This is a genomic window from Pseudomonas sp. BE134, assembly GCF_031456105.1.
GTDB lineage: Bacteria > Pseudomonadota > Gammaproteobacteria > Pseudomonadales > Pseudomonadaceae > Aquipseudomonas.
This window is the reverse complement of sequence record NZ_JAVDUA010000007.1, coordinates 160,192-181,620: the sequence shown is the minus strand read 5'-3', so window position 1 is coordinate 181,620 and position 21,429 is coordinate 160,192. Positions and strand designations below refer to the sequence as shown.

Genomic DNA, 21,429 nt, shown 5'->3' with positions numbered 1-21,429 from the left:
GACACAAATCCAATGTGGGAGCTGGCTTGCCAGCGATGGGATCAACTCGGTATCAATGATTCACTGTGTAGGCGAGCATCATCGAAATCTGGCTCATCGGCCGCCCGCCACTCTGTTCATGCCACTGGTTGAACACATCCTGCACCAAGGCCAGATCCCGCTGGCTGCTCGGCACCTTGTCGACGATCTTCTGTGCATTCAACGCCGCGACCACATCGTAGCTCGGCACAAAGGTGTCCTTGCCGACCATGCGCAAGAAACGCGGCGCCGACAACCCACCCAATTGATGGCCGCGCTTTTTCAGGTACGTCCACAGCCCGACAATATCGGTCACTGGCCAATCGGCAATCAGCGCACCGAAACTGCCCTTCTCATGCGCCACGTCCAGAATGAACTGCGCATTGCGCGGCACGCTCTTGAGCTTGCCCAGGTGACGGATGATTCGCGCGTCCTGCATCAGGCGTTCGAGGTGTTCGGCGCTCATCAGCACGACTTTTTCCGGGTCGAACTTGAAGAACACTTCTTCGAACGCCGGCCACTTGGCGTCCACCAGGCTGTGCTTGAGGCCGGCGCGGAATACACGTAGCGCCATGGTCGAGAGGTAGCGGTCGTCGCTGATCTTGCGTAATTGTGCCGGGGTTTTCGGAACGGGCAGATGGGCTTCCAGTTCAGCTGCTGAACCGAAGCGGTTCAGACAGTATTCGTGCAGCCACTTGTAATCGCGCATGCCCTCTCCTGTTGAATAAGTGAATAGACCCCTGTTGGCTCCCACAGGGATTGTGTTTAGAGGTTGACTACGTTGACGAAGCGCGAAGCAGCGGATTCGTCGATCTTGAGGCTGGTGAAGTCAAACAGGTTGCGGTCCGCCAATTGCGACGGGATCACGTTCTGCAGGCTGCGGAAAATGCTTTCGGTACGGCCCGGGGTCTTGCGCTCCCAGTCCTGCAGCATGTCCTTGACCACCTGACGTTGCAGGTTTTCCTGAGAGCCGCAGAGGTTGCACGGGATGATCGGGAACTGTTTCAAGTCCGAGTAAGCCTGAATGTCTTTCTCATTGCAGTAGGCCAGCGGACGGATGACGACGTTGCGGCCATCGTCGGCGCGCAGTTTTGGCGGCATGGCCTTGAGCGAACCGTTGAAGAACATGTTGAGGAAAAACGTCTCGACGATGTCGTCCCGGTGATGGCCGAGGGCCATTTTGGTCGCACCGATTTCGTCGGCAAAGGTGTACAGCGTGCCGCGACGCAGACGCGAGCACAGCGAGCAGGTGGTTTTTCCCTCAGGAATAAGCTCCTTGACCACGGAGTAAGTGTCTTTCTCGACGATGTGGTACTCGATCCCCAGTTCCTTGAGGTAGGCCGGCAGCACGTGCTCCGGGAAACCTGGCTGCTTCTGGTCCATGTTTACGGCCACGATCTCGAACTTGATCGGTGCGACCTTCTGCAAGTGCATCAGCACGTCGAGCATGGTGTAGCTGTCCTTGCCACCGGACAGGCAGACCATGACCTTGTCGCCGTCTTCAATCATGTTGAAATCGGCAACCGCCTCGCCGGCCTGACGGCGAAGGCGCTTTTGCAGTTTGTTCTGGTTGACCGTAAGAGTGCCCATGTCGCGAAATCCGTGAGGTGTGACGAAAGGCCGCCATTTTACGCAAAAACCCGCCTTCGGCGAAGTACCTGATCAGGTTAGAAAATTATGCGCCGACGCACTCTTTGTAACTGCTGGCGAAGCCTGCTACACGTCGCGTCATGTACCTATTCAGTCATCCAACAGATCCTGCGGCGATTAACCTGCTTGTTTTCAGCGCGATAAGCTCTAACCCCCTATCACCTGTACGGTTAAGTCCTTTCTATACTGCGACATAAGGTCGCATTCAAATCCAGACCTTTACTTACTTGGCCACTTTGGCCCGTAGGCGCTCCGCTGGGGGGCGATGGTAAAAACAAGAGGAGTGACTGGCATGATCCATCACGTAGTGGGACTTTTCACCCACCCCGACCAGGAATGGAAAGAAATCCGTGGCGACAATGAGGAAAGCATTAGCCACATGTACCTGACCCACACGCTGATTCTGGCCGCGATCCCTGCCGTATCAGCATTTATCGGCACCACCAAGGTCGGCTGGGTGATTGGCAGCCGGGCACCCGTGATGCTGACGCAGGAAAGCGCGCTATGGATGACGATCATGTCGTACGTGGCGATGCTCGGCGGTGTTGCGGTGATGGCCGCGTTCATCCATTGGATGGCTCGCACCTATGACGCCAACCCGAGTCTGGCCCGTTGCGTTGCATTTGCGACCTATACCGCGACCCCGTTGTTTATCGGCGGACTGGCGGCACTGTATCCACACCTGTGGCTGGGAATGATCGTCGGGACGGCGGCCATCTGCTACACGGTGTACCTGTTGTATGTGGGACTTCCCACTTTCATGAACATTCCATCAGACGAGGGGTTCCTGTTTTCAAGTTCGGTGCTTGCGGTAGGCCTGGTGGTGCTGGTGGCCATCATGGCGTTCACAGTCATTGTCTGGGGACTCGGCGTGGGGCCGGTCTATACTAATTAGTGGTGTTTTCACCAAACAACAAGATCTGCCAACACAGGCCGCCGCAAGGCGGCCTTCTAATGTCCAGGGATACCAGGCACTGACGACCATTCGGTACCTCGGCGATTCGCAAGACCCCAGGGTTGCGGCATACTCGACGTCTCTGGAGATCCCTCAAGCATGCCCGAGCAGCTCAATACCCGCGTCGAAGACTGTTACCAACTCGCCGAATCCTTTTTCAAACGCACGTTCAAACGCCCCGTGGTGAGCCTCAAGCTGCGTGGTCAAAAAGCCGGGGTCGCGCATTTGCACGAGAACCTGCTGCGTTTCAACCCGCAGCTGTACCGGGAAAATACCGAAGACTTTCTCAAGCAAACCGTGGCCCATGAGGTCGCCCACCTGATTGCTCATCAATTGTTTGGTGACCGCATCCAGCCTCATGGCGAAGAGTGGCAACTGATCATGCGCGGCGTGTACGAACTGCCGCCCAATCGCTGCCACACCTACGACGTCAAACGCCGCAGCGTGACGCGCTATATCTATAAATGCCCGTGCGTGGACAGCGATTTCCCGTTTTCGGCGCAGCGTCATGGTCTGGTGAGGCAGGGGCGGCGGTATTTGTGCCGACGGTGCCGGAGTACGCTGGTGTTTAGCGGGGAGATGCGGGTCGAGTAACCGCACGATCGTTCCCATGCTCCGCGTGGGAATGCCGCCATGGATGCTCTGCGTCCACTGTGACGCGGAGCGTCACGGGATACATTCCCACGCGGAGCGTGGGAACAATCTATGTAATGACCTTGGCACGCCGCAGCTCTTCGATCCGCTGCGCACTAAACCCCAGCTCCCCCAACACCTGATCCGTATGCTGCCCCAGCGCCGCGCCAATATGCCGGGGCTCAGGCAACCCCTCTGAAAATTTCAACGGACAGGCCATCTGCGCCTGGCTCGTGCCATCCCCACGCGGCACCTCAGCCACCAGCTCCCGCGCCTTCAGCTGCGGATGCTCAATCGCTTCGCTCAAACTCAACACCGGCTCGACACACGCATCGAGCTCGGCAAACAGAGCACACAAATCGCTAAAGTCGTGTTTCTCGAATTCGGTCATCAGCGCGTCCTTGAGCTTTTTCTGGTCCGCAGGCTTTGGCGACAAGCCCAAAGGCGCCAACTCCTCCAGACCCAACGCCGTACACAGTGGCTTCATAAACGCTGGCTCCAGACTGCCCACCGACAACCAGCGCCCATCGCGAGAACGGTAATAGTCGTAGAAGCTGCCGCCGTTAAGCATCTGATCTTCCCTGCCCGGCTCCGCGCCACAGGCCAGATACCCGGCGCCCGCCATGGCGTTCAGGCTGAAGGCGCAGTCGGTCATGCTCACGTCCAGATGCTGCCCCTGCCCGGTTTGCTGCCGGGCGATGACCGCCGCCAGCAGGCCGATGACCCCGTGAAGCGAGCCTCCGGCGACATCCGCCACTTGCATGCCCAACGGCAGCGGCCCGCCATCGGCGCGTCCCGTGTAGCTGGCCAGGCCCGCCAGCGCCAGGTAGTTGATATCGTGGCCGGCGCGGTCCTTGTAGGGGCCGGTCTGGCCGTAACCGGTAATCGACACGTAGATCAGCTTCGGATTGATCGCCTTCAACGCTTCATAACCCAGCCCCAGGCGTTCCATCACACCGGGGCGGAACTGTTCAAGCACGATGTCGTAGTCGGCAAGCAGCAGCTTGATCACTTCCAGCGCCTCGGGCTGTTTGAGGTCCAGTCCCAGACTGCGCTTGTTGCGATTGAGATAAGCGTGACTGGCCGACACGCCGTGATCGTGGGGCGGCAACACCCGCAGCAAATCCATGCGGGTCGGCGATTCGATGCGCAATACCTCGGCGCCCATGTCCGCCAGCAACAATGAGGCAAACGGCCCCGGCAACAGTGTCGAGAAATCCAGAACCTTGAGTGATGCCAGTGGCCCGAGCATGAGCGATCTCCGTGAACGATGCCTCCAGCCTAGGCAGCCGATGGCGTTGCGGCAATCACCCGAAGTGTCAGCAAAGGTGACCGTTACGCTCAAATCGCAGGCATGAAAAAACCCGCGAAGCGGGTTTTTCAGTACAGCGAGGCTTATTTCACGTTGCTTGGGGTTGGGCCTTCGGCCACGCCCAGGTCGTCTACTTCACGCTCGTCGGCGATACCGCGACCGCCAGAAGCCAGCTCGACTTGCAGCTTGTCTTCGTCCAGCTCTTTCACCCACTTGGCGACCACGAGGGTAGCCACAGCGTTACCAACAAGGTTGGTCAGCGCACGGGCTTCGGACATGAAGCGGTCGATACCGAGGATCAGCGCCAGGCCGGCCACCGGCAGAGTACCCACGGCCGACAAAGTGGCTGCCAGCACGATGAAACCACTACCGGTCACACCTGCCGCACCTTTGGAGGACAACAGCAGCACCAGCAGCAAGGTGATCTGGTGAGTGAGGTCCATCGGTGTATCAGTCGCCTGAGCGATAAACACAGCCGCCATGGTCAGGTAGATCGAAGTACCGTCGAGATTGAAGGAGTAACCAGTCGGGATCACCAGACCCACCACCGATTTATCCGCACCCAGGCGTTCCATTTTGATCAGCATGCGTGGCAGAGCCGATTCAGACGAGGAAGTGCCCAGTACGATCAGCAGTTCTTCACGGATGTAGCGGATCAGCTTGAGTACGCTGAAACCATGCGCGCGGCAGATGGCGCCCAGTACCAGAACCACAAACAGGATGCAGGTGATATAGAAGCAGATCATCAGCTGACCGAGTTGCACCAGCGAACCGACACCGTAGGCACCGATGGTGAAGGCCATCGCACCGAACGCGCCGACTGGAGCGAGCTTCATGATCATGTTGATGATGTTGAACATCACGTGAGCGAAGCGATCGATGAAGTCCAGCACCGGTTTGCCGTAGGCACCCAGGCGATGCAGGGCAAAACCGAAGATCACCGAGAACATCAGCACTTGCAGGATGTCGCCGTTGGCGAAGGCGCCGACGATGGTGTTCGGGATCACGTTGAGGACAAAAGCGATGATGCTCTGGTCTTTACCGGCCGAGATGAAGCCCGCGATTTTGCTGGTGTCCAGAGTCGTCACGTCGATGTGCATGCCGGCGCCCGGTTGCACGACATTGACCACGACCAGACCGATGAGCAAGGCAATGGTGGAAACAATTTCGAAGTACAGCAGCGCATAGCCGCCGGTTTTGCCGACCGACTTCATGTTCTGCATGCCGGCGATACCGCTGACGACCGTACAGAAGATGATTGGCGCGATGACCATTTTGATCAGTTTGATGAACCCGTCACCCAGCGGCTTGAGGGCCACACCGGTCTGCGGGTAGAAGTGACCGAGCAGAATGCCGATGGCGATGGCAACGATCACCTGGAAATACAGGGATTTGTACAGCGGCTGACGAGTCGTCATTGCAAGTTCCTCAAGAGTGCCCGGTGACAACATCCATCTGTTGCCCAAGTCACTTCAATTGCGAACCCTCCTGCTTCTGGAGGGATTTGTTTTGTCGAGCTGCGCGACGGCAGGCATCTGCTCGTTGTATCGCAAGGCCCGTGCCACATTCGTCAAAATGCCAGCAAGCCTCTTGGCATCAGGGGTTACAGGTTTTTCTTCGTCACTGAGTGGTTACATCAATGTGGCGGATTTCCGCCCATCCACCTGACCTCGTCCTGCAATTTGGCGGATATCCGCCTTGTTCATCGCAAGGCAGCACGGCTACCATCCGTCGTTCAATGGACGGATTTGCCTGCTCATGCGCGAACGCACCATCGCCAGTCATTTCGCCCGCGCCGCCCTTGGTGGCGCGCGCCGGCTGGGTGTCGACTCTTCAGACCTTTTGCAGCAACTGGGTATCAGCCCCGAGTTGCTGGACGAGCCGCGTGCGCGAATCGCGCCCGAACAATTCACGCGATTGATCCAGGGGTTGTGGCTGGCAATGGATGACGAATACCTGGGATTCGGGCCAGTGCCGAGCAAAACCGGGAGTTTCGCGATGATGTGCCACGCGGTGATCCACTGCCGCAACCTTGAAAAAGCGCTGAATCGCGGCCTGTTGTTTTATAGCTTATTCCCCGAAGGTCCGCGCCTGACCCTGACCCACGAAGGCGAATTGATCCGCCTAAGCCTCGATGATTCGAAGTTCCAGGACCCGGACCATTTCCTCACCGAAAGTCAGTTGATGGTCTGGCATCGGTTCGGCAGCTGGCTGATCGGCCAGCGCATACGGCTGGAGCAAGCGACGTTCAGCTACCCAAGGCCCGAGCACGGTGCCGAGTACGAATTGATGTTCCCCTGCCCGATGCAGTTTGGCGCGGCACAAAGCAGTCTGCTGTTTCACAATCGTTACTTGAACATGCCATTGCTACAGGACGAACGCACCCTCAGACATTTTCTCGAACACTCCCCCGCCGACCTGCTGTCACGCCCGGATGACGGCGACAGCCTGAGCAGCCAGTTACGCCGTTTGCTCAGCCGCGACAGCCCACGCTGGCCGGATCTGGAAGCCGTGGCCGCGCAGATGCACATCAGCCCACAGACGTTGCGTCGGCATTTGCGCGAGGAAGGGTCGAGTTTTCAGGAGTTGAAGGATCAGCTGCGCCGAGATATCGCGATTTATCATCTGGGGCGGGCGGATTTGTCGTTGCAGCAGATCGCCGAACAGCTGGGATTTTCCGAACCTTCGGCGTTTCACCGGGCGTTCAAGAAGTGGACGGGGCTGACGCCGGGCGCCTACCGCGCGCAAGAGAACTGATTGTTCGTTCCCACGCTCCGCGTGGGAATGCAGCCCCGGACGCTCCGCGTCCCTGCCAAAGCCGACGCAGAGCGTCCATTGAGGCATTCCCACGCAGAGCGTGGGAACGATCATGGCGCGGTCTACCCTGACGGGTGACTACGGCGGATCAAGCCGATCCAGCATCCGGTTCACCGCCAGTTCCCCCAGCATCACAACCTGCTGAATCCCCAGCACCGTGTTGCGCTGCGTCCCCTCCACCTGTCCTGCGAAATCACTCAGCATCACACTCGCCGATGCCATGGTTTCACAGGCGCTGACCAGCAGGGTTTCATCATCCGTGTCGGGCCCGACGAAGTAGATCGTACTGGGTTTGCGCGGGGTGTCTTTGGGAATGACCGGTTTGAGATAGTAATCGAGTGCCCGGTCGGCGGCGTCGTTGAGCTTTTTGGAATCGGGGGTTTCGTACGGGGAAACGTCGTCGGTTTCGGGCGGGTTGGGTGTGATCTTGAACATTTGAAGCTCCGTGGTTGGTTGAGCCGCCACGACCTATCGCTAAACAAGTAAAGGTGGCGGCTGTACGCAGGTTAGCGATCCGGGTCACAGAAACCCCGGGTAGACTCGAAGGTCTCCCACGCACAGCCACCATTAAGCAAATTGCAGCTTTTGCGTCTGTGTAGGGGATCGGATCGCTAAACCCGATCGCTGATTCGTCAGCGACCCGCAAACGATAGAACCCACGCCCCAGGCGCACAAGCCGGCGGATTCTGGCGCAGTCGTAGGCAGCGGCGCAAGGATGTGTAGCCTGAGTGAGTGTCTGGAGATGTCTTTTAAACATCGCTGTTTAATGCTCATTCAGGCTTCACGGGGCGCGGGATCGGCCAGCTAAATAAATGCGCCCCCTTACTCTCTTCCTTTACTTATATTAGCCGACTCAACTTATTTCACCGTAATAGCAACCAAAGCTAAAGTTGGTAATGCATCAGTGGGGAGACCATAAGCAGCCGCCCCACTTCTAGTTCTTTGGATGTCTCCATATTGATTCGCCCCTGCGACCGTTCGAACATTAGTTGTAAACCCCATACTGTACATCGCCCAAAGAAGTGCCGACTGCTGCTCGTTAAAGTTTAGCGACCCGAGTGACTGACGCCAATAGCACCCCTCTTCGTAGGTCATCGGACGTGATGATAGATACAACTTATACGTGCCGTACACATAGACTTCATATGAAATTTTTTGTCCGGACGCATCTTCGACGGCAATCATTGTGGTGCCCCATCCAACGCCTTCCACCTTACCTACATCACTCACTCTTGCTATACGTTCATCCGCCGATGTGTATTTGTATGGGGGAGTGCCTCCGGACGCATGGCGAACCTCTGTGTTACCTGAAAAGTCATGTCTCGGGGTCCATGGTGCTTCTTTATACGCCCAACCAATCAATGACATTCGACTGTTGTCGATCTCCAACTTGCTGGTAACCAGGATGTCCCAGGGCTGTGTTGACTGGTTATCGCCGTAGCGGGCGACGGCTTTAAAGCTGTGACGTTCCAACGTCAGATCGGATACTTCCTTAGTCCAGATACCGCTTGTGGCAGTTGCAATACCCTTTGATATTGCATTATCGAAAACTTCAACATCTCGACCAACTTTTTCCGTACCTTTTATCGTCACCTTGGTATCGAAGGTGTAGGTGCCATTAGGGATCTCAACGCCGTTAGAGTCCTTTATCGAGTAGATCTCCGGCCCTAACTCCACGGCTACTTTGACCGTATAAGTGCGTACCGGAAAAGCCACTGCCATAGCCAAGTCGGAATTGCGGGCAAAGTTGACTCTGAATGTAATAGTCACAGCAGTGCCGTGCTTGAGCGCTTTCAACCAATCAACCAACGCCTGCCCGATCGGCCTTGTCAGCCCCTGCGCTTCGTTGTGAGGTTCGCCCTTGAGGTCATCGAAGAATACCGGCACACCGCTGCTGTTAAACCCGTCATAGCGCAACCACACATACTGCCCCGCCGCTTGAAGCAGCCATTGCGCAATACTCAACAGATCGGTAACTACCAGATTTGTGACATCGAGTTCCTGTCCCACCTGACCGGCAATGACCGGTGTCGGAAACCGCGTATCCCCATTCGCAATCCGATTCACACTCAACACCAACGGCCCGGACCGGGCAATCTCCTTGCCGTCCCGAATCAGCGCCCATGCAAACTGCGTTGATTTACCGTGCCACGCCCCGAGAAACCTAGCGTCGAGGTTAAAGGTGGCTTGATGATTCGTGTCAAGCGCCAGCACCGGAAATGTCTGCGGCGAAGGGTCGAGCTGGATCAATTGCGCCTGATCCCCGGACAACGACCCGAGATACCCGACCTGCACCGACATGCCTTGAGGGTAGGCCAACGGGTCAACGGGATTGGCAGCAGGGACGGGTGGATCGAGCGCAATTGTGTCGCTACCAATAACCTGCGCCGTGGCAATTTTCGAACTGGCAATCACCGAACCGCCTCTTTCCAGCGTAAATGCCACCTTCACCGCGCTGTTAGTGATGACCTTGTCGTTCGCCACCTGAAGGATGCAAGGCTTTTTCTGCCCGAATTCATCCGTTTCGACGGTTCCTGTGACGATCACCACCACATCGGGTTGCCCCGGGATAGTCGCGGTGTACGTTGCCTCAATGAGGTCGCGTGCCTGAAAGCGGCTATCGCCCGTCAAGACAATCACCAACAGCGGATTACCCGCCAGTTTGTCCCGATCGATAATGCCCGGATCGTCAGCAGGATCGTTCTGGATTTCCCGCAGGATCGGCGCCGGCAGGCGGGTCCCGGCCAGATCCACGTCCACAAGTTGTTTGGCCGACCACGGCGCATCGAGGTCCGGGCCATTGTGAAGTTGATCTCTGACAGTGAAGGAAAACACAAACTCAGAGCTGTCGCCCCCGCTGGCCAGATCCGCGCGGGTCACAGTGAAGCACACCGTGACCGGGATATCCGAGCCCGGCAGTGGCGCTTCGCTCGCCGTTACCGTGTGAAAAACATCATGCCCGTTGCAGTTCAGTCGAATGACATCGTAGGCGCGACAATAGGGGTAGGACACGCAGACTCTCGCTCCTGCGGCCGGGAAATCCGGGCCTACGCCGTTTTTGATGGCATCCGGTAGCAACAACACCAATCGGGAATGGCCCTCGACACCCGGGTCAGTGTCCTCTTTGCCGGGTCGGATTTCGTTGTACAACACCTTGAGGGGCAAAGAGGTGCCCATGTTCTGGCTCCCCCGCGTCACGGTATAAGTGAGGAATGTTGACGATATCAGGTTCCAGCATTTTCTCGGGTAGGTACAAGGTAACGGTGTCGTTGTCGCTCTGCGTCAGCGTGTTGACGATATCGAGTTCGTTGTTCGCGTTGATTGCGACCCTATCACCTCGCTGCTGGCTCAAAAAGGGATCGATTTGGAGCTCCAGTTCCTTGAGCCCCGGATTGTTGGGCGCCGGATCAAAAATGTGTCGAGGGGCGCCGCAATCTCCCCCCACCACCGGCTGGGTCCCTCTCGGAACTCGCAGTGGATACAGCACGAAGGGAGTGTTCTCCAACGGTGCATCATCAGGCGAGTTGCCGGGCTGGTCGGTCATGGAAGCGCTCCTTTGCAGAACGATGTGGCTGGCCAGAGTGGCCGGCGCTCGGGAGCTCATCACACAGGAGAGGGAGACGCTTCGACTACTGTCAGATCTGACAGTAGCGACGAACGGTCAGAAGGGAAATGAGGGCGAATTGCTCACCCGCTTTTCCAAAACTCCAACCTCAAACCACCGGAAAATGAATCCGAAACGCCGCCCCACCCATCGGCGAATCCCCCAGCGTCAGCTTCGCGCCGTAGCTCTCGATAATGTCCTTGACCACCGCCAGCCCAATCCCCTGCCCCGGATGCTGGGCATCCAGCCGCTCGCCCCTTTGCAGAATCCGAGCCCGCTGATCCGGCGGCACACCCGGCCCATCGTCCTCAACACACAACTCAATCCCGCTCGGTGTTTCACGCACGCTGATGCGCACTTCGCTCAGGCACAGGCGATAGGCGTTTTCCAGCAAGTTGCCCATCATTTCCAGCAAGGCGCCCTGTTCGATCGGCACATAACACTGCGACGGCAGATCGATGGCGACGCGCACGTGTTTATCGCGGTAGACCTTGTCGAGCGTGTCGCACAGGCTTTGCAGCACCGGTTGCAGGCGTACTTGATGGCGCACCAGCCCGCTTTTGCGCAGGCTGGCGCGTTGCAGTTGGTAGCTGATTTGTTGGCTCATGCGTTCAATCTGGGTTTGCAGCACCCAGGCCTGATCGCGGTCTTGCGGGCGCTGGGCCATGTCTTCGCTGACGCCTTGCAGCACGGTCAGCGGGGTTTTCAGGCTGTGGGCCAGGTCGTCGAGGGAGTCGCGATAGCGGCTGCGCTGTTCGCGCTCGCTGTGCAGCAAGCGGTTGAGGGAGCCGGTCAGGCGCAACAGTTCGCGCGGGTGTTGTTCGCTGAGGCTTTCCCGGGCGCCGCTTTCGATTTCGTCCAGTTCCTGACTGAGCCGGCGCAAGGCCTGCAAGCCCCAGGTCAGGCCGACCCACAGCAATGCGAGCAGCACCAACAGCGCCGCGCCGAAACCAAGGTAGAGGTTTTCGCGCAGGCCTTCGAGAGTGGATTCGTATTCGCGCACCGGTTGCAGGGCGACGATGCTGAATGCCGCGCTTTTGCCGCCGAGCAGTTTGACTTCGACGTCGTAGACGAAGAATTCCTGACCGTTGGCCTCGCGAATGCGCGCGAACTCATTACCATGTCCGTCGTAACGCGGCGTGTAGTTGATCATCTCTGCCCCGGCGGCCTTGGAACGCCAGACCAGGTGACCTTCGCGGTCAAAGATGTAGCCGAGCAAACGACTGTCCGTCAGGTTGAAACGTTCATCCGGCAACTGCGCCGGCATTTGCAGGGTGTTGTTTTCCACGCGCGCGGCGGAGATCAGCGTGGTGACGTCCGAGGCCAGGCGTTGCTCAATCGAATCCTGCAACGCCAGGCTGAACGCGCCTTGCATCGCCGGCAGCAACCCCAGCATGAACAACACCGCCAACAGGGTGGCGGCGAGCATCAAGCGGACACGGAGCGAACGAATCAAGTGCAGTGCTCATTGAACAGGTAGCCGAGGCCACGCACGGTGTCGATCGGTTTGAAACCGGCCGGGCCTTCGAGTTTTCGGCGCAGACGGCCGACCAGTACTTCGATGACATTCGGATCACGCTCCTCGTCACCGGGGTAGAGCTGTTCCATCAGGCGGTCCTTGGCCACCACTTGCTGGTGATGACGCATGAGGTACTCGAGGATCCGGTACTCATACGCGGTCAGGGCCAGCGGTAGTTCATCGAGCGTGGCCTGCTTGCGGTTGAGGTCGAGCAGCAGTGGCCCGGCGACGATGGTCGACTGGGTGAAACCGCTGGAACGGCGCAGCAAGGCATTGAGCCGAGCGTCGAGCTCTTCGAACTGGAACGGCTTGACCACGTAATCATCGGCGCCGGCGGCGAGGCCTTCGACCTTGTCCTGCCAGTTACCGCGCGCGGTGAGGATCAGGATCGGGAAGGTCTTGCCCCGTGTGCGCAGGTGGCGAATCAGGTCGAGCCCGCTCATGCCCGGCAAGCCGAGGTCGATCACCGCCAGGTCGTGGTTGAACTGCTCGGTCTGGTACAGCGCCTCTTCGGCGTTGGGCACGGCTTCGACCACATGGCCATTGTCCGTCAGGCGAGTTTTCAGGTGATGACGCAACAGCGCTTCATCTTCGACGACCAGCAGTTTCATAACGCTCTCCCGGGTAAAACGACCATTTCAATGGCACAACGGCGCATCCAACGGTCAGGACAGATCATAGCGGCCCTTGAGGTCTTGCTGACCGAGTTGAAAGCCATTGTGCGTCACCGACACGCTGGCGTAACCGGCGGAGTAATCGGCCGGGTTGTTCAGATGGCTCAAATGCGCCTGCCAGGCACTTTCATTTACCACCGGGCTGAGCGTGCTGAAGCGGGTCAGGGCCAGCGACTTTTTGACCTTCTCGTTGGGGATTTCCAGCGCAAGGTGGGCGATGAGGTCATCGATGGCGAGCGCCGCGGTGCTCGCGCTCGCAACGGTGAAAGTCAGAAACAGCTTTTGAAAGCCAGACATTAGGGAATTTCCTCATGCGCAGGTGCTTTTGGGTACGAGCCACCTTACTCACCCGCCCCTGAACTGCCCCTGAACACAGCCTGAACCCAAGCTGAACAAGATCGACTAGGCTGTCTTGATGACTTTCCTGCAGGAGATCCGACCATGCGCATCTTTCTCGCCCTTTGTTTGCTGGTGATGAGCGGGCTGACTCAAGCCACCATCAAAACCCAGGAAATCCCCTATCAAAGTGTCGATGGCACAAAAATGATCGGCTATTACGCCTACGACGACGCCATCAAAGGCCAGCGACCCGGCGTCCTGGTGGTGCATGAATGGTGGGGGCTGAACGATTATGCCAAGCGTCGCGCCCGTGACCTCGCCGCTCTGGGCTACAGCGCGCTGGCCATCGACATGTACGGCAACGGCAAGAACACCGAACATCCGAAGGACGCCATGGGATTCATGGAGGAAGTGCTCAAAGACAGCTCGGCGGCGGCTGCACGCTTTCAGGCCGGGCTTGAAGTGTTGGAGCAACAACCGCAAACCGACCCGAATAAGATCGCGGCGATTGGATACTGCTTCGGCGGCGCGGTGGTCCTGAACGCCGCACGTCAGGGTTTGCCACTGGCGGGCGTGGTGAGTTTCCATGGCTCGCTGGCAACCAAGACACCAGCAGCACCAGGCACTGTGAAGGCGAAAATTCTCGTGGAGCACGGGGCGATGGACAGTATGGTCAAGCCGGATGCCGTGGCGGCGTTCAAGGCTGAAATGGACAAGGCCGGCGCCGACTATAAGTTCGTCAGCCTTGAGGGTGCCAAGCATGGGTTCAGCAATCCGGATGCAGATCGGTTGGGCCATGGCGAGCATGGCGGGCCGGATATTGGTTACAACAAGGCTGCGGATGAACAGTCCTGGACGGATATGCAGGCGTTTCTCAAAAAGATTTTTAGTTGATCAGATCGACCGCAGCGCGGCCATCGCGAGCAGGCTCGCTCCCACCTGGATCTATGTAGCACCATAAATCCCTGTGGGAGCGAGCCTGCTCGCGATGGCCGCAGCTCGGTCTAACGTCAGGACTACCCAGCCTGAGCGCAACCCGGCAAAATGCCCGGCATGAATCCCGCCCCCGCCCTGCCAACCTGCTGCACCCCACTCGACGCCCACTGGCCGCTGCCGGTTGTGCTGCCCGATACGGTGCTGCTGAGTACCCGCTTCGACAGCTCGCAACTGGCCAGCGATGATTTCCAGCGCAGCGCCATCGAGCCGCCAGCGAGCATTCAGCGTTCCGTCGCCAAGCGTCAGGCCGAATTTCTCGCCGGGCGCGTGTGCGCTCGGGCCGCGTTGCAACAATTGGAAGGTCTGACTTTCAGCCCGGCCATCGGCGAAGACCGCGCACCGGTGTGGCCGGCGCACATCACCGGTTCAATCACCCACAGCACCGGCCGGGCAGCGGCGATTGTCGCGAGAAAAACCGCTTGGCGCGGTTTGGGCATGGACCTGGAAAACCTGCTCAACCCTGAACGGGCCCAGCGTCTGGCGGGAGAAATTCTCACGCCACCGGAGTTACAGCGCATGGCGACCGGTCGCCGTGATGATCTGGCCATGCTGGTGACGTTGACGTTTTCAGTGAAAGAAAGTCTGTTCAAGGCGCTGTACCCGATCGTTCAGCAGCGCTTTTATTTTGAACACGCCGAGGTGCTGGAATGGAGCGAAACGGGTGAGGTGCGGTTGCGCTTGCTGACGGATTTGTCTGGTGAGTGGCGCAATGGCACCGAGCTGGAGGCGCAGTTTGGGCTGATGGATGGGCAGTTGTTGAGTCTGGTCAGCATTAAGGCCTGAAGATTTGCAGTGTTTGGGCTGGCCTCATCGCGAGCAGGCTCGCTCCCACATTGGATCTATGCAACACCACAAATCCCTGTGGGAGCGAGCCTGCTCGCGATGAGGCCGGAACAGGCCCCGACAAACTCAGCGCTTCTCCTGATTGCGCGGCCAACTCAAGCTAAAGCAAGCCCCACCCAGGCTCTTGCTCTTGCTGATCAACGCCCGGCCGTCATGCCAATGGATGATTCGCCGCACGATGGACAACCCCAACCCATGTCCGCCTGACGCACGGGTACGGCTGTCATCCAGGCGCAGGAACGGCGTGAAAATTCGTTCCCAGGCCAACTCCGGCACACCCGGCCCGTCATCCTCGACGTCCACCCGGCAACGCTGCTGCCCCACCTGATAACTGACGGTCACCCGCGATTGAGCGTGACGCATGGCGTTGCTGACCAGGTTCTGAAGAGCCCGATGCAAGTAGCGCGGTTCGGCCTCGACCCAGGCGTCATCGCAATCAGCGGCCGACAAACACAAGCCGCGCTGCACCGTGACCTCGGCGCGCAATGGCGCCAGTTCTTCGATGACTTGATTGACCAGTGCGTCCAGATCGATCCGCTGGAAATTCAGTGCCGGCGAGCCCTGCTCCAGCCGCGCATAAGTCAGCATCTCGTCGACCAGTTTGTCGAGGTCCTCGATGTCGTGGTCCATACCCTCGCGGTATTTCTCCAGCTGCTGCGGCGTGGTGGCCGAGCCGATCATCTCCAGACCGAAACGCAGGCGTGCCACCGGCGTGCGCAACTCGTGGGACACGGCGCGTACCAGTTCACGCTGAATCGCCAGTAATTGCTGCAAGTGCTCGGCCATGCCGTTGAACGCAGCGGCCAGTCGCCCCACCGAATCGGCGCCACGCGCCGGCACGCGAGTTTCCAGGCTGCCTTGGGCAATACGTGTGGCGGCCGCTTCCAGACCGCGCAAACGGCGCTCCAGTTGCCGCACCAGCAAGTAGACAATCAAACCGATCAGGCTCAAACCAAGGGCGGCGATCAACACCAGCCATTCGGGCGGATAAGGATTCATCTGGTACAACGGGCCGATCTCCAGCACCCACGGCGTCCCGACCATGCCGGCAAACACCCGGATCGAGTCGCCGCCCTTGCCCAGCGCCATCACCGTGTCACCCTCGGACACCCGGCGGCTCTGGTCTTCGTCCATGTCCGCCTGCTCGACCTTGACCAGACGCAAGTCGAAACCAAAGCTTTTCTCTTCTTTCAACAATGCCAGCCGCTGGGGCTGTTCGGCCACCGGGTAGCGCACCAGTTCATCGACCAGTAGATAAATAGTGGCGCGGGCCAGTTGTTCGCTGATCTGCTGGACCTCACCCACCAGCACAAGCTGCTCCTTGTCGCTGACCAGTCGATAGACCTTCGCCGCGTGCGGGCCGGTCTGTTCAACCAGCGCCTGGCCGTGCAGGACGCGGGTACGCTGGGTGAGGTCGAGTTCGGTTTGAGCAAATGTGGTCAGCGCCAATGGAATCCCGAGCAAGCGCTCCCAGACCAGCAAGGCGCGATGGCGCTCGGTTTCGTTCATCGGATTGAGGTTGTCGGCCATCAACGCAAACGTACCGTGGGCCAGGCGCTCGCGGTATTGCTCGCCGCGTACCTCGTTGAGCAAGTGCAACGCCAGCACGCCCAGCACCGCGACCAGAATCAGCGCCGCGCACATGCCGCCATAAATACGCAGGAAGATCGAATTCACAGCGACGGGTCTACGCTGGCTTCCGGTACAAAAAGATAACCTTTGCTGCGGATGGTTTTGATCAGCCGCGGGTGTTCCGGGTCATCGCCGATTTTCGGGCGGATGCGCGAGATGCGCACATCAATGGAGCGGTCCTGACCGTCATAACCGATGCCGCGCAACGCGGTGAAAATCTCTTCACGGGACAGGATGCGCCCGGCGTTGGCCACCAGCAGCCAGAGCAGGTCGAACTCGGCACTGGTCAGCTCGATGCCGTTGTCATTCAACCAGGCTTCACGCAATGCGTTGTCCACCACCAGCGGACCAAACTGCAGGCGCCGCTGTTTTTCCGGGACGACCTCCGGTGCTTCGCTGCGGCGCAACAGGGCCTGGATACGCGCCAGCAACAGGCGCGGGCGCACCGGTTTGCACACGTAGTCGTCGGCACCGAGGTCCAGGCCGAGGATCTGGTCGGTGTCGTCGGTGCGGGCAGTGAGCATCAGGATCGAGCCGTCATACTGGTCGCGAACCTTGCGGCAAATGCTCAACCCGTCTTCGCCGGGCAACATCAGGTCGAGGATCACCAGGTCCGGCTTCTCCTTGATGATGCGAGCCGCCGCCAGCGCCCCATTGCCCTCGATCGAGACGCACAGGCCATTGGCCTCCAGGTAGTCGCGGGTCAGTTCGGCCAGACGCTGGTCGTCCTCCACAATCAATACCTGCCAGGCTTCTTGCTCCACGGTGACCTCTGCTTGCCAATAACACTTATAAGGAAGGATCCGCCCGTCTTTTTGTAATGATTGGGGAGGATAAGAATGCGTAACGCTGGGGCGATTGTATAAACGCCGCCCGTCGAGAACACAAGCCGGCAAATGCGTTCGGACACGCCGGTTTTTTGTGATAGGGTTCGCGCCCTTAAAAATCCGGACGGCTGTTTTCAATCCCTGAAAATCGATGAAAAACGCCTCGGTCCCGCTAGGTCGCGGCCTGCACGCCGGTTCCACCTTTCACACACAATTTACACACAGGTTTATCCACAGGCAGTACGTTGCAACACCTCCAAAAACGCACTATCTTGTACCCCGGCGCCAAAAAAACCCTACATGTAGGGTTTTAGATTAAAAGCCCCACCACATTTCAGAGCAGAAACTCAAGCGCTTTATTGCCTGTTTCTGGTTGAACACAGCGTGATTTTACAAGACCAAACCGCACAGGCGGATGGCACCGTTTTTTCAGGCCCGAACAGCCAAAACGGTACGGGTGTTGCAGTCATTATTGCCACCCCGAAAGGAATCCGGTTTCGAGCCCAGGCTCGCAGCCCAAGACTTCGGCAAGGATGCGGCCTCATTAGCCTTTTCCTACTGTCCCGGAGTTGTTATGCCCGACGCCCGTCGGTTGTAGTGCTTTTGGACAGAACGGTGGGCACCGTGACGGTGCCCAAACAAACATAGAGAATGTGGAGATACTCCCCCATGCAAACCGACACAACTCGCGAGAACCCGCAGGGCACCTTGCCGCAGGCCGCTGATTCGACTTCGGATCTGTCCGCCACCGCGCCTGGTCAGCTGCGCGTGATCAAGCGAAACGGCACTGTCGTTCCTTACACCGACGACAAAATCACCGTCGCGATCACCAAAGCGTTTCTCGCAGTTGAGGGCGGCACCGCTGCCGCCTCGTCGCGAATCCATGACACCGTGGCCCGCCTGACCGAACAAGTCACCGCGACCTTCAAGCGTCGCATGCCATCGGGCGGCACCATCCACATCGAAGAAATCCAGGACCAGGTCGAACTGGCCCTGATGCGTGCCGGCGAGCAGAAAGTAGCCCGCGACTATGTGATCTACCGTGACGGTCGTTCGAAACAACGCGCCGCCCACGCACCGGCCGAAGAAGCCGTCAACGCTCACCCGTCGATCCGCATCACCCGCGCCGATGGCAGCCTGGCACCTCTGGACATGGGTCGCCTGAACACCATCGTCACCGAAGCGTGCGAAGGTCTGGAAGAAGTCGACGGCGACCTGATCCAGCGCGAAACCCTGAAGAACCTGTACGACGGTGTGGCCCTGACCGACGTCAACACCGCCCTGGTGATGACCGCCCGCACCCTGGTTGAGCGTGAGCCGAACTACTCGTTCGTGACCGCTCGCCTGCTGATGGACACCCTGCGTGCCGAAGGCCTGAGCTTCCTGAACGTTGCCGAAAGCGCGACTCACCACGAGATGGTCGACCTGTACGCCAAGGCCTTGCCTGCCTACATCGCCAAGGGTATCGAATTCGAATTGCTGAACCCGGTCCTGGCGACTTTTGACCTGGAAAAACTCGGCAAGGCGATCAACCACGAGCGCGATCAACAGTTCACGTACCTGGGCCTGCAAACCCTGTACGACCGTTACTTCATCCACAAGGACGGTATCCGCTTCGAACTGCCACAAATCTTCTTCATGCGCGTGGCCATGGGCCTGGCGATCGAAGAGAAGCAGAAAGAAGACCGCGCCATCGAGTTCTACAACCTGTTGTCGTCCTTCGACTACATGTCCTCGACGCCGACCCTGTTCAACGCCGGTACCCTGCGTCCACAGCTGTCGAGCTGCTACCTGACCACCGTGCCGGATGACCTGTCGGGCATCTACCACGCGATCCACGACAACGCCATGCTGTCGAAATTCGCCGGTGGCCTGGGCAACGACTGGACGCCGGTTCGTGCACTGGGTTCGTACATCAAGGGCACCAACGGCAAATCCCAGGGCGTTGTACCGTTCCTCAAGGTAGTGAACGACACCGCCGTCGCCGTTAACCAGGGTGGCAAGCGCAAAGGCGCTGTGTGTGCCTACCTGGAAACCTGGCACATGGACATCGAAGAGTTCATCGAACTCCGCAAGAACACCGGTGATGACCGTCGTCGTACCCACGACATGAACACCGCCAACTGGATCCCTGACCTGTTCATGAAGCGTGTCTTCGATGACGGCAAGTGGACCCTGTTCTCGCCATCCGAAGTACCGGACCTGCACGACCTGACCGGCAAGGCCTTCGAAGAGCGTTACGAGTACTACGAAGCCCTGTCCGAGTACCCGGGCAAGATCAAGCTGTTCAAGACCATCCAGGCCAAAGACCTGTGGCGCAAAATGCTGTCCATGCTGTTTGAAACCGGCCACCCATGGCTGACCTTCAAAGACCCGTGCAACCTGCGCAGCCCGCAGCAGCACGTCGGCGTGGTTCACAGCTCGAACCTGTGCACCGAAATCACCTTGAACACCAACAAGGACGAGATCGCTGTTTGCAACCTGGGCTCGATCAACCTGCCGAACCACATCGTCAACGGCAAGCTGGACACCGCCAAGCTGGAACGCACCGTGAACACCGCCGTTCGCATGCTCGATAACGTGATCGACATCAACTACTACTCGGTGCCGCAAGCGAAGAACTCCAACTTCAAGCACCGTCCGGTCGGTCTGGGCATCATGGGCTTCCAGGACGCTTTGTACCTGCAGCACATTCCTTACGGTTCCGACGCGGCCGTCGAGTTCGCCGACAAGTCGATGGAAGCGGTCAGCTACTACGCGATCCAGGCCTCCTGCGACCTGGCCGACGAGCGTGGCGCCTACGAGACGTTCCAGGGTTCGCTGTGGTCCAAAGGCATTCTGCCGCTGGATTCGCAACAGATCCTGATCGAGCAGCGTGGCCAGAAGTACATCGACGTTGACCTGAACGAATCCCTGGACTGGGCACCGGTTCGCGCCCGTGTTCAGAAAGGCATTCGTAACTCCAACATCATGGCCATCGCACCGACCGCGACCATCGCCAACATCACTGGCGTCTCGCAGTCGATCGAACCGACCTACCAGAACCTCTACGTGAAATCGAACCTGTCGGGCGAATTCACCGTGATCAACCCGTACCTGGTTCGCGACCTGAAGGCTCGCGGTCTGTGGGACTCGGTCATGATCAACGACCTGAAGTACTACGACGGTTCGGTGCAGCAAATCGAGCGCATCCCGCAAGAACTCAAAGAGCTCTACGCGACTGCATTCGAAGTGGACACCAAGTGGATCGTTGACGCGGCAAGCCGTCGCCAGAAGTGGATCGACCAGGCTCAATCGCTGAACCTGTACATCGCTGGCGCATCGGGCAAGAAGCTGGACGTGACCTACCGCATGGCCTGGTACCGTGGTCTGAAAACCACTTACTACCTCCGTGCCCTGGCCGCGACCAGCACCGAGAAGTCGACCATCAACACCGGCAAGCTGAATGCTGTTTCCAGCGGCGGCAACCACGGTGAAGATTCGGTCCTGGCAGCACCTGCCGGCCCTGCTCCAGTGCCAAAGGCGTGCGCCATCGACGAGCCGGATTGCGAAGCTTGCCAATAAGCTGAGCCAGTAGGCGCCGCAAGGCGTTTACGCGAAACCCCCGATC

18 protein-coding genes are annotated in these 21,429 nt (G+C 58.7%); 6 read left to right on the top strand and 12 right to left on the bottom strand.

Annotation, left to right across the window (positions count from 1 at the left end):
• Positions 1-52: 52 nt before the first annotated feature.
• Together J2Y56_RS08600 and ttcA are read right to left on the bottom strand one after the other, a co-directional pair.
• Positions 53-727 carry a DNA-3-methyladenine glycosylase I gene (locus J2Y56_RS08600; protein ID WP_007946826.1) on the bottom strand — a complete coding sequence of 225 codons (675 nt, stop codon included), beginning with the start codon at positions 725-727 and terminating at the stop codon, positions 53-55.
• A 56-nt stretch (positions 728-783) separates the two neighbouring features.
• Positions 784-1,608, bottom strand: coding sequence for a tRNA 2-thiocytidine(32) synthetase TtcA (gene ttcA, locus J2Y56_RS08595; protein WP_007946825.1), 825 nt, complete (start codon positions 1,606-1,608; stop codon positions 784-786).
• Positions 1,609-1,960: 352 nt separating this feature from the next.
• Between ttcA and J2Y56_RS08590 the strand changes: the two genes are divergently transcribed.
• Positions 1,961-2,563 carry a Yip1 family protein gene (locus J2Y56_RS08590; RefSeq protein ID WP_007946824.1) on the top strand — a complete coding sequence of 201 codons (603 nt, stop codon included), beginning with the start codon at positions 1,961-1,963 and terminating at the stop codon, positions 2,561-2,563.
• Positions 2,564-2,722: 159 nt separating this feature from the next.
• A complete protein-coding gene (locus J2Y56_RS08585) occupies positions 2,723-3,217 on the top strand; it encodes a SprT family zinc-dependent metalloprotease (RefSeq protein ID WP_010457127.1) in 495 nt (164 codons plus the stop codon).
• A gap of 109 nt (positions 3,218-3,326) precedes the next feature.
• On the opposite strand, the gene J2Y56_RS08580 is transcribed toward J2Y56_RS08585, so the two are convergent.
• Together J2Y56_RS08580 and J2Y56_RS08575 are read right to left on the bottom strand one after the other, a co-directional pair.
• Positions 3,327-4,508, bottom strand: coding sequence for a CaiB/BaiF CoA-transferase family protein (locus tag J2Y56_RS08580; protein ID WP_150780880.1), 1,182 nt, complete (start codon positions 4,506-4,508; stop codon positions 3,327-3,329).
• 143 nt (positions 4,509-4,651) lie between these two features.
• Positions 4,652-5,986, bottom strand: a complete 1,335-nt coding sequence (locus J2Y56_RS08575; protein WP_007946821.1) for a dicarboxylate/amino acid:cation symporter — start codon at positions 5,984-5,986, stop codon at positions 4,652-4,654.
• Between the two features lie 340 nt (positions 5,987-6,326).
• Here J2Y56_RS08575 and J2Y56_RS08570 point away from each other — a divergent pair, with 340 nt between their 5' ends.
• Complete coding sequence (locus J2Y56_RS08570; protein ID WP_033049379.1) at positions 6,327-7,325, top strand: AraC family transcriptional regulator; 999 nt, start codon at positions 6,327-6,329, stop codon at positions 7,323-7,325.
• A 138-nt stretch (positions 7,326-7,463) separates the two neighbouring features.
• Here J2Y56_RS08570 and J2Y56_RS08565 read toward each other — a convergent pair whose 3' ends face one another.
• The 6 genes from J2Y56_RS08565 to J2Y56_RS08540 form a co-directional block, all read right to left on the bottom strand.
• Positions 7,464-7,820: a DUF6124 family protein gene (locus J2Y56_RS08565; RefSeq protein WP_310349736.1), complete on the bottom strand. Its 357-nt coding sequence runs from the start codon at positions 7,818-7,820 to the stop codon at positions 7,464-7,466.
• 423 nt (positions 7,821-8,243) lie between these two features.
• Positions 8,244-10,562 (bottom strand): hypothetical protein, encoded by a 2,319-nt coding sequence (locus J2Y56_RS08560; protein ID WP_310349733.1) that lies wholly within the window; start codon positions 10,560-10,562, stop codon positions 8,244-8,246.
• Positions 10,498-10,929 carry a hypothetical protein gene (locus tag J2Y56_RS08555; RefSeq protein ID WP_310349731.1) on the bottom strand — a complete coding sequence of 144 codons (432 nt, stop codon included), beginning with the start codon at positions 10,927-10,929 and terminating at the stop codon, positions 10,498-10,500. Before J2Y56_RS08555 ends, J2Y56_RS08560 begins: the two co-directional genes overlap by 65 nt.
• A 169-nt stretch (positions 10,930-11,098) precedes the next feature.
• Complete coding sequence (locus J2Y56_RS08550; protein ID WP_310349729.1) at positions 11,099-12,445, bottom strand: ATP-binding protein; 1,347 nt, start codon at positions 12,443-12,445, stop codon at positions 11,099-11,101.
• On the bottom strand, positions 12,442-13,119 hold the full coding sequence (locus J2Y56_RS08545; RefSeq protein ID WP_150780883.1) for a response regulator transcription factor: 678 nt from the start codon (positions 13,117-13,119) through the stop codon (positions 12,442-12,444). The genes J2Y56_RS08550 and J2Y56_RS08545 overlap by 4 nt, the downstream gene beginning before the upstream one ends.
• Positions 13,120-13,173: 54 nt before the next feature.
• The gene (locus tag J2Y56_RS08540; protein ID WP_310349727.1) at positions 13,174-13,479 is read right to left on the bottom strand and encodes a hypothetical protein; all 306 of its coding nucleotides are present in this window, start codon (positions 13,477-13,479) and stop codon (positions 13,174-13,176) included.
• Positions 13,480-13,623: 144 nt separating this feature from the next.
• Between J2Y56_RS08540 and J2Y56_RS08535 the strand changes: the two genes are divergently transcribed.
• Complete coding sequence (locus J2Y56_RS08535) at positions 13,624-14,415, top strand: dienelactone hydrolase family protein (RefSeq protein ID WP_007946813.1); 792 nt, start codon at positions 13,624-13,626, stop codon at positions 14,413-14,415.
• A gap of 159 nt (positions 14,416-14,574) precedes the next feature.
• Positions 14,575-15,300 (top strand): 4'-phosphopantetheinyl transferase superfamily protein, encoded by a 726-nt coding sequence (locus J2Y56_RS08530; RefSeq protein WP_310349724.1) that lies wholly within the window; start codon positions 14,575-14,577, stop codon positions 15,298-15,300.
• A gap of 126 nt (positions 15,301-15,426) precedes the next feature.
• Here the strand turns inward: J2Y56_RS08530 and J2Y56_RS08525 are convergent, their stop codons facing one another.
• Positions 15,427-17,037: an ATP-binding protein gene (locus J2Y56_RS08525; protein WP_007946811.1), complete on the bottom strand. Its 1,611-nt coding sequence runs from the start codon at positions 17,035-17,037 to the stop codon at positions 15,427-15,429.
• Positions 17,034-17,756, bottom strand: a complete 723-nt coding sequence (locus J2Y56_RS08520; protein ID WP_310333924.1) for a winged helix-turn-helix domain-containing protein — start codon at positions 17,754-17,756, stop codon at positions 17,034-17,036. The genes J2Y56_RS08525 and J2Y56_RS08520 overlap by 4 nt, the downstream gene beginning before the upstream one ends.
• Before the next feature lie 732 nt (positions 17,757-18,488).
• On the opposite strand from J2Y56_RS08520, the gene J2Y56_RS08515 reads away from it, so the two are divergent.
• Positions 18,489-21,383: a ribonucleoside-diphosphate reductase subunit alpha gene (locus J2Y56_RS08515; protein WP_007946809.1), complete on the top strand. Its 2,895-nt coding sequence runs from the start codon at positions 18,489-18,491 to the stop codon at positions 21,381-21,383.
• Positions 21,384-21,429: the final 46 nt, after the last annotated feature.

Excerpts from the sequence above, each read along its gene's own strand:
- J2Y56_RS08535 (WP_007946813.1), top strand. The coding sequence starts at position 13,624 with ATGCGCATCTTTCTCGCCCTTTGTTTGCTGGTGATGAGCGGGCTGACT.
- J2Y56_RS08575 (WP_007946821.1), bottom strand. The coding sequence starts at position 5,986 with ATGACGACTCGTCAGCCGCTGTACAAATCCCTGTATTTCCAGGTGATC.
- J2Y56_RS08570 (WP_033049379.1), top strand. The coding sequence starts at position 6,327 with ATGCGCGAACGCACCATCGCCAGTCATTTCGCCCGCGCCGCCCTTGGT.
- J2Y56_RS08545 (WP_150780883.1), bottom strand. The coding sequence starts at position 13,119 with ATGAAACTGCTGGTCGTCGAAGATGAAGCGCTGTTGCGTCATCACCTG.
- J2Y56_RS08565 (WP_310349736.1), bottom strand. The coding sequence starts at position 7,820 with ATGTTCAAGATCACACCCAACCCGCCCGAAACCGACGACGTTTCCCCG.
- J2Y56_RS08540 (WP_310349727.1), bottom strand. The coding sequence starts at position 13,479 with ATGTCTGGCTTTCAAAAGCTGTTTCTGACTTTCACCGTTGCGAGCGCG.
- J2Y56_RS08585 (WP_010457127.1), top strand. The coding sequence starts at position 2,723 with ATGCCCGAGCAGCTCAATACCCGCGTCGAAGACTGTTACCAACTCGCC.
- J2Y56_RS08515 (WP_007946809.1), top strand. The coding sequence starts at position 18,489 with ATGCAAACCGACACAACTCGCGAGAACCCGCAGGGCACCTTGCCGCAG.
- J2Y56_RS08560 (WP_310349733.1), bottom strand. The coding sequence starts at position 10,562 with ATGGGCACCTCTTTGCCCCTCAAGGTGTTGTACAACGAAATCCGACCC.
- ttcA (WP_007946825.1), bottom strand. The coding sequence starts at position 1,608 with ATGGGCACTCTTACGGTCAACCAGAACAAACTGCAAAAGCGCCTTCGC.
- J2Y56_RS08580 (WP_150780880.1), bottom strand. The coding sequence starts at position 4,508 with ATGCTCGGGCCACTGGCATCACTCAAGGTTCTGGATTTCTCGACACTG.
- J2Y56_RS08590 (WP_007946824.1), top strand. The coding sequence starts at position 1,961 with ATGATCCATCACGTAGTGGGACTTTTCACCCACCCCGACCAGGAATGG.
- J2Y56_RS08530 (WP_310349724.1), top strand. The coding sequence starts at position 14,575 with ATGAATCCCGCCCCCGCCCTGCCAACCTGCTGCACCCCACTCGACGCC.
- J2Y56_RS08555 (WP_310349731.1), bottom strand. The coding sequence starts at position 10,929 with ATGACCGACCAGCCCGGCAACTCGCCTGATGATGCACCGTTGGAGAAC.
- J2Y56_RS08600 (WP_007946826.1), bottom strand. The coding sequence starts at position 727 with ATGCGCGATTACAAGTGGCTGCACGAATACTGTCTGAACCGCTTCGGT.